At 49.7% G+C, this 6,257-nt stretch carries 4 protein-coding genes and 1 pseudogene; 4 read left to right on the forward strand and 1 reads right to left on the reverse strand.

What is annotated here, in order from left to right:
- The 4 genes and pseudogenes from FSY45_RS22960 to FSY45_RS22970 all read left to right on the forward strand — a co-directional run bounded on the left by FSY45_RS22960 (position 1) and on the right by FSY45_RS22970 (position 4,184).
- Positions 1-972 carry a TniB family NTP-binding protein gene (locus tag FSY45_RS22960; protein WP_063662513.1) on the forward strand — a complete coding sequence of 324 codons (972 nt, stop codon included), beginning with the start codon at positions 1-3 and terminating at the stop codon, positions 970-972.
- Positions 962-2,332 carry a TniQ family protein gene (locus FSY45_RS22965; protein WP_148748398.1) on the forward strand — a complete coding sequence of 457 codons (1,371 nt, stop codon included), beginning with the start codon at positions 962-964 and terminating at the stop codon, positions 2,330-2,332. Before FSY45_RS22960 ends, FSY45_RS22965 begins: the two co-directional genes overlap by 11 nt.
- Positions 2,310-2,708, forward strand: a pseudogene (locus FSY45_RS28520) (TniQ family protein); the annotation flags it as partial. The gene FSY45_RS22965 and the pseudogene FSY45_RS28520, both read left to right, overlap by 23 nt.
- Positions 2,709-2,837: 129 nt before the next feature.
- On the forward strand, positions 2,838-4,184 hold the full coding sequence (locus FSY45_RS22970; protein WP_255443408.1) for a helix-turn-helix domain-containing protein: 1,347 nt from the start codon (positions 2,838-2,840) through the stop codon (positions 4,182-4,184).
- Between the two features lie 66 nt (positions 4,185-4,250).
- Here FSY45_RS22970 and FSY45_RS22975 read toward each other — a convergent pair whose 3' ends face one another.
- The gene (locus FSY45_RS22975) at positions 4,251-5,060 is read right to left on the reverse strand and encodes a hypothetical protein (protein WP_148748400.1); all 810 of its coding nucleotides are present in this window, start codon (positions 5,058-5,060) and stop codon (positions 4,251-4,253) included.
- Between the last annotated feature and the right edge of the window lie 1,197 nt (positions 5,061-6,257).

Raw genomic sequence — 6,257 nt, forward strand, 5'->3', positions numbered from 1 at the left:
ATGGCACTCATTGAATTTAAAGCCCTGCAGAGCTTCACAAGCGAGTACTTGGACTTTCCGCCGTTTGTGACGGCCTTTAATGAAATCGACCGCCTACTGCTGCTGTATCGCGAAACGGGTGTTGCTCAGCACTTGTTAGTGACTGGAGAGTCTGGGACCGGCAAAACCACCTTGTGCAAGGCGTTGGCAGACCGATATCCGCGCACATCGCTTCCCGAGCGTGACATCGTTCCCATCTTGATCGTTCCAATTCCGCCAGCAGCCACGATCGCCAGCGTGGCAGAGGTCATGCTGGCTCAACTGGGAGACCCGACACCCTCTACCGGCACCACATCAGCCAAGACTGCTCGCGCCACATTTCTCGCAAAGGCTTGCAGTGTGGAGCTCTTGATGTTCGACGAAGCTAACCACATTCAGGATCGTGGTCAGTCACCCACTCAATATATGGTTGGCGACTGGCTTAAAAGCTTGATGGACAACATGCAAGTGCCGACCGTATTGCTCGGCTTACCGCGTGTAGAAGACCTACTCAGAGTTAACGAGCAACTAAGGCGCCGGTTCACGAGACGCCTGCAAATGGCTTTAGGACAAGATCCAGAAGGCAGTATCGAATCCGAGTGCCTCCAGCTGTTTACCTCATTGATCCCTTTGCTGCCCGTCCCGTTCTTCAAAGAAGAGATGAGTTGGAACGACTTGGCCTATCGGCTACATGCTGCAACCGATGGCCGTGTCGCCTTCGTGAAGTCGCTATTGCTAGGTGCAATTCGATTGGCCTTCGATCGAGAACTAAAGCACATCACTCCGACCGAACTGGAAGCCGCCTTTACTGCTGCGATCTGGCGTGAGGGTATTGGAGCCCTGAACCCATTCAATCCCTCGTTCGATTTCCGCAGACTTGACCGGGCTGGAGAGCCATTCGAACGAGGGGCCTTGGTGGATCTACCAAATAGGAAAAAGCGACATGCAGCATGAACTGTCCCTCTTTCCCGTACGACCTAAACGCCAAGCGGGCGAAAGCCTTGCTGGCTTCATCAGTCGGCACTTCGGAACTAATGGATACAGCATGCCGAAGCTGCTACACGATGCAGTCGCAACGGTGTATCGCTCAGAGAATTCTCAAAGCCGTTTAGACGCCTGGTCTTTGGTCTGCCAAGTGATGGGAGAGTCACCTGAAGACTATCGCCGCATGTGGATAGAAGATCGATTCACCTTCTCCCATGCACAAGCACAACGTCAAAAACGACACTGGCAAAGGCCCATTAATCGCAGATTTCAGCTGTGTTCGGAGTGCATGCGAACCACCGGAGTTCACCTTGCATTGTGGGACCTGCCGTTGGTTTTTGCCTGCCCGATTCACAAATGCATGCTGTCGACCCAGTGCCAATGTGGAAAACCCATTTCCTGGAATAACGTTGGGCCGAACTGGACCTGCCGCTGCGGCCAAGCGCTGACATCACAACCGTTGGTTCCTGCACCTCGAAGCTTGACCAATACAGCGATGGCCATCGCTGCAGCGGCCAATCTAACCATCCCAGGAATGGACGGCGAAGAGTTAGGAAGGTTCCGTCTGGCCAACGATCTCCTCTCAACCTACGACGTGCTTTCGTGGCTAGGAAAGCTAGTGGACCTGCTACGTGGAGAGGCAGAAAAAAATGTCTCCAAAAAAACCTCTGAGCATTGGCGATTTGGATCAGCTTTAGAAGATTGGCCCATGGGCTTAGCCTCACTGCTCGAACGCATCGTGAGTCGCTGGCATCGCGGCAGCCGAAGGGACTTGTTTGTGTATCTAAACGAGCACAGTAGGACCTTGGAGCTCCGCAACTTTCTCCACGCATCAACCACCAATGACAACTTGCCAGCGACGTTGCAAGATTCATTGCGCTGTTTAGTTGAAAACCATCAATTCCTGCCGGTCAATTGCCAGCGATGGATTTTTAATCCAGCCCTCAGTTTTGAACAGCGGCAACACAAGCTGATCGCTCTATGGAAGTGGTGGAAAGGCTTGTTCAAATGGATAGACGTGTCGGATGAGTCAACACCAGCTAACACGAACACTCTATTTGGTTTCCACCAGTTTCACGAGCTAACCTGCTTGATGCTGATCAATGCCCTAATCAACGCAGCTGAACACTCAGCTCCAGCTATCCATTTTCGAAGACTCGCGATCACTTGGCCCTCCATGCCAACATTCGCGAACTCGCTTTCTCCCGACGCTTTTCTCGAGTTGATCAGTCGCCAACTCTCCGGAATCTCTCTCGGTCATCGTGACTACTTACGTGAGCTTATGGCATGTGCAGAGAGAGCAACCAATGCCTCCACTCGGCACAATTGATAACACTCGCGGCGGGAGAACGACATTGCCCATTCGCCCCAGGCCATATGCCGACGAATCGGCGCACGGCTTCTTGGCGCGAGTTGCATTTGCCAACGGCTACGAAACACCTCGCCAGCTCTGGAAAGCGCTATGTAACGAGGGTATGCACACCCAAATTGCGTTGCAAGCTGCTTTGCAGCTCTCGCAGAACGAATACACACGCCTCTGGGGTCCTTACCCGCGCTACTGGTGCTTCCAAGACAACCTATGCCCAGGATTGTGCAAAGCAGACTACCTTCATGACGTATTTCGATGGTGCCCGCAATGCTTGTCGTTGGCGCCCTACCTACGCTCCGTCTGGGCTATCAAGTTTTGCGTGGTCTGCCTAGATCATGGGACCTACTTAACTGACACTTGTCCGAGCTGTCACTGCACGCAAAAAATTGAACGATCCAACCGTCTGCGCTGCGCCTGTGGTCAGTCATTGACTGCGAGTAAGACCGAAACCGCGCCCAGCGAGCTGTTGAAATTTCAGCAAGCCTTTATCACCAGCTTGAACATGCCGAACACAGGTATGTTTCCGCAGCTCTCGCCGAACCAGTGGATTCGTTTTCTCCAGCATTTTTCCACGCTGTTGGAACCAGATCGCAAAGGGAAAACGGGACAGATAGCAGGACTGCAGCATCTATCTACGGCCATTTCAGCTATTCAGCTTGCCACGCAAATGCTTGCTAATTGGCCCAGCGGATTTCACGCTCTTCTGACCAAAATACAGGCCCATAGCGACATATCGTTCAGCATCTCTCGGACTTTTGGAAACCTCTATCGATGGCTCTACGATGATCTGTCTGATCAGGCGTTTTCCTTCCTTCGGGAGGCATTCGAGACATATCTCCAAGAACATTGGTGGGGACTTGTGTGCCAAAGGAACATGCGCATCAAGCCCAACCAAAGAGGTGCGCAACGCACTACGCTTCGAGAGGCCGCCACATCAGCCGGTGTGTCTCCAACTCGAATCAAGCAACTGCATCTGAACGGGCTAGTTGAGGCAACTTCGATTGCACATAGCAATGGCCGACATTCATGGACGCTACCACCATCAGCTGTAGAACGTTTAGCCAGTCTCGCCAGCGATGGGATCTCTTTGAAATCTGCCTCACAGCATCTTGCGCTCCCTCGGCATCGAATTCGCGAACTGATTGAAGCGGGGCTTATTCACCCTCGGCTCTGTCCCAATAGTCATGGAAGCTCCGCCTGGCTGCTGTCCCGTGAAGAACTGGATCAGTTGGGATGCAGTGTTAGGCTCAATGCTGCAGCAGCACTGCCTCGTAATGAGGGTGAGGACACCGTGTCCATTGTTCAGATCCTCAGGGGATGGCGTCTTGCAGTAGGAGCCTTCCCTGCGTTGATAGCTGCACTATCTGCAAATCAAGTCGAAGGCGTCGGTGCAAAGCCTCAAGGTATCCCACTCGGCGCAATGCGCATCCCTGTTCGCGGCCTGCGGGCTTGGTTGAGGCAATGGGAACAGTCGCACATGCAGGATATGTCGATTGCCACCGCAGCACGGATACTGGGCATCAAGGAACAGGTTGCATATGAGCTTGTTCGAAGTGGGTTACTTCATGAACACCGTATGCCGAGTAGCCATTCACGCCGCATTGCCAAGGCAAGCATTGAGCACTTTCAAAACACCTATGTTTCTGCTGTGGAGATCGGGAAGAAAATGCACATGTCGACAAAATTATTAATCGAACACTTGAACGTTCAACCAGTAGCAGGGCCTCACGTCAATGGCTGTAGGCAGTATTTCCTTAACCGAGAGGACGTCAAAAATACGATGAAATCAATAGACCAATGCAATTATCAATAATGTGAAATTTCTAATATTTATTTAAATCGAATTTTCATTTTTTATCGTTATTAAAAACAATAACTTCTACTCATTTTTTTCAATTGATTTAATCAACTGTTTAGCTGTCATAAGATTTTTCGACCAGAAACAAGCCTCAAGAAACCAATTCCACTGAGTTAACCGGAATAGCAATGAGTTCCACGCATAGGAAATCCTTTTCGCCTCAAAGTTGGCATCAAATGCCATGCCATGATATCTTATGCGGATTTCGTGCTTCTCACTTTCCAATAAATCAAGGTTCCACCATTTACCCCACCGATATACGTCACTCTTACGACGCCCCATCACTACTTCAAGGTTATCAAAAGGACGATGGCAATTACTTACTATGTTTTTTAAATAAATTTTTTCTTCATTTGCATCTATCAATTCCTTCAACTCAACTAAAACACTATCGTAAGGTATCAAAACCATATTGCCTCGCACCTCAATCTGGCGTATTGGGACGCTTGGAACGGCCGCGACAGTCGGTATTTCCTGTAAATCATAGAGAACGATGATCGATTGATAGCGGAGCTTCTCAAGAGTCGCGGTTACGCAAAGTGTCGCCCTCTTAAAAGACTGTCCCTCCTTCGCTTTGACCCATACGGTACACATGTTGTGCTCCTTGCCCAGAAACACCTTTCGCCAGTTGATGCTATACGCAAGATACTCGCCAAGTTGGCTCTGACACAGTGCTTTCCTCTCTCTATGAGAGCGGTGAATCGTAGACACTTTGTAGGCCTCTTTAAAGAAGAACTGAGTTACAGGTTCCCACAGTCTTTTAAACACCCCCCCTAAAGTGGAGAGGATGCTCTTTAGCACCAGAGATATTGCAGTGGTTGATGGTTCCATTTATCTTGTGTATATAGTCGCTAGCAAATGGTGATTTGTTGAATGCTATTCAATAACACGCTTGAATGTGCATCTAACATATTAATTCTAAATAATATTCACTAACGTCAAACCTTTCTTTTTATATATCAGAACCGTCCTTCAGATACCATCAACAAAATTCCTGAAATACAGACAATTCAATTTAATTTTTTTAGGTGTTTGCTGGGTTGACTTATTTATTTCACAGTAAATTTTTCGGCATCTTAGTCACAGTGATTTACGCGAACCGGAGGACCCGACAAGAAATCTTCCTAGAGATCGTTAGCTAGCGACTTCATTCGCGCCAATCAAAAAGCTAAATTTTCATTTTATGTGTCATAAAATCCGGATTTTTTCATTTTATCTGTCACATCTACATCACCTCATGACATGATTATTGAAAAAACCTTTATGAATCAACCATCAAATTTTCACTTTATCTGACATCCCACAGGAAGACTCGCCCCACCTACGTCCGTCAGCAAGTAGCGGTTGTGTAGCTCATCGCCATCTGCAAAGGCAGCAGCACACTGAAAGGTGATGCATAACCCCTTTGGAACAGCTGCACCGAGCCGCTCCAATGCCATTCCACACCTGTGCTTAGCCTCATTCAGCAGCTGCTCCGCGCGCGGCATGCCAGAGGCTGCTCGATCTCGATCCGCAACGCCAGAGATGAGCACTACAGAAGGCGCTGCCCTGCCAGTTGCTCGTGTGTTCAGGGCCGTTTGTAGTAGAGCTGTAAGGACGTTTCGATACTCAGGGTTTTCGGCCTTGAAGTAGGGGTCAATGAGAATGATCTGGCTCGCGAGTCGCAGCAACGGGGATAGCTGGCCGGCGAGCGCTTGAGCAGTCTTACTCGTGACGTTGATGGTCGGCAAGTACCACCGCGTGTTTCGCAAGTCGTGGATGATCTCTGGCGTAATCACAGCGTCACACTGAGCGTGCTTTTCACGAGAGAGGATCGCGTGAAACGGCTCATCTTGATGAACTGTTAATTTCCACGCATAACTGACCCGCCGGGGATGCGGACAAAAACTTGGACTACCAGGAGGTAGTTCATGTACTCATACGCAGACAGGATTCGTGCAGTTGAGCTTTACATCAAGCTTGGCTTGCGTGCCAGAGCCACGATTCGCCAGTTGGGGTACCCAACCAAGAACGCATTGAAAGGCTGGT

The organism is Comamonas sp. Z1 (genome assembly GCF_008121555.1).
In the GTDB taxonomy this organism is placed as follows: domain Bacteria; phylum Pseudomonadota; class Gammaproteobacteria; order Burkholderiales; family Burkholderiaceae_C; genus Comamonas; species Comamonas thiooxydans.

Bases quoted from the DNA above. Each gene is read 5' to 3' on its own strand.
- FSY45_RS22975 (WP_148748400.1), bottom strand. From the start codon at position 5,060: ATGGAACCATCAACCACTGCAATATCTCTGGTGCTAAAGAGCATCCTC.
- FSY45_RS22960 (WP_063662513.1), top strand. From the start codon at position 1: ATGGCACTCATTGAATTTAAAGCCCTGCAGAGCTTCACAAGCGAGTAC.
- FSY45_RS22965 (WP_148748398.1), top strand. From the start codon at position 962: ATGCAGCATGAACTGTCCCTCTTTCCCGTACGACCTAAACGCCAAGCG.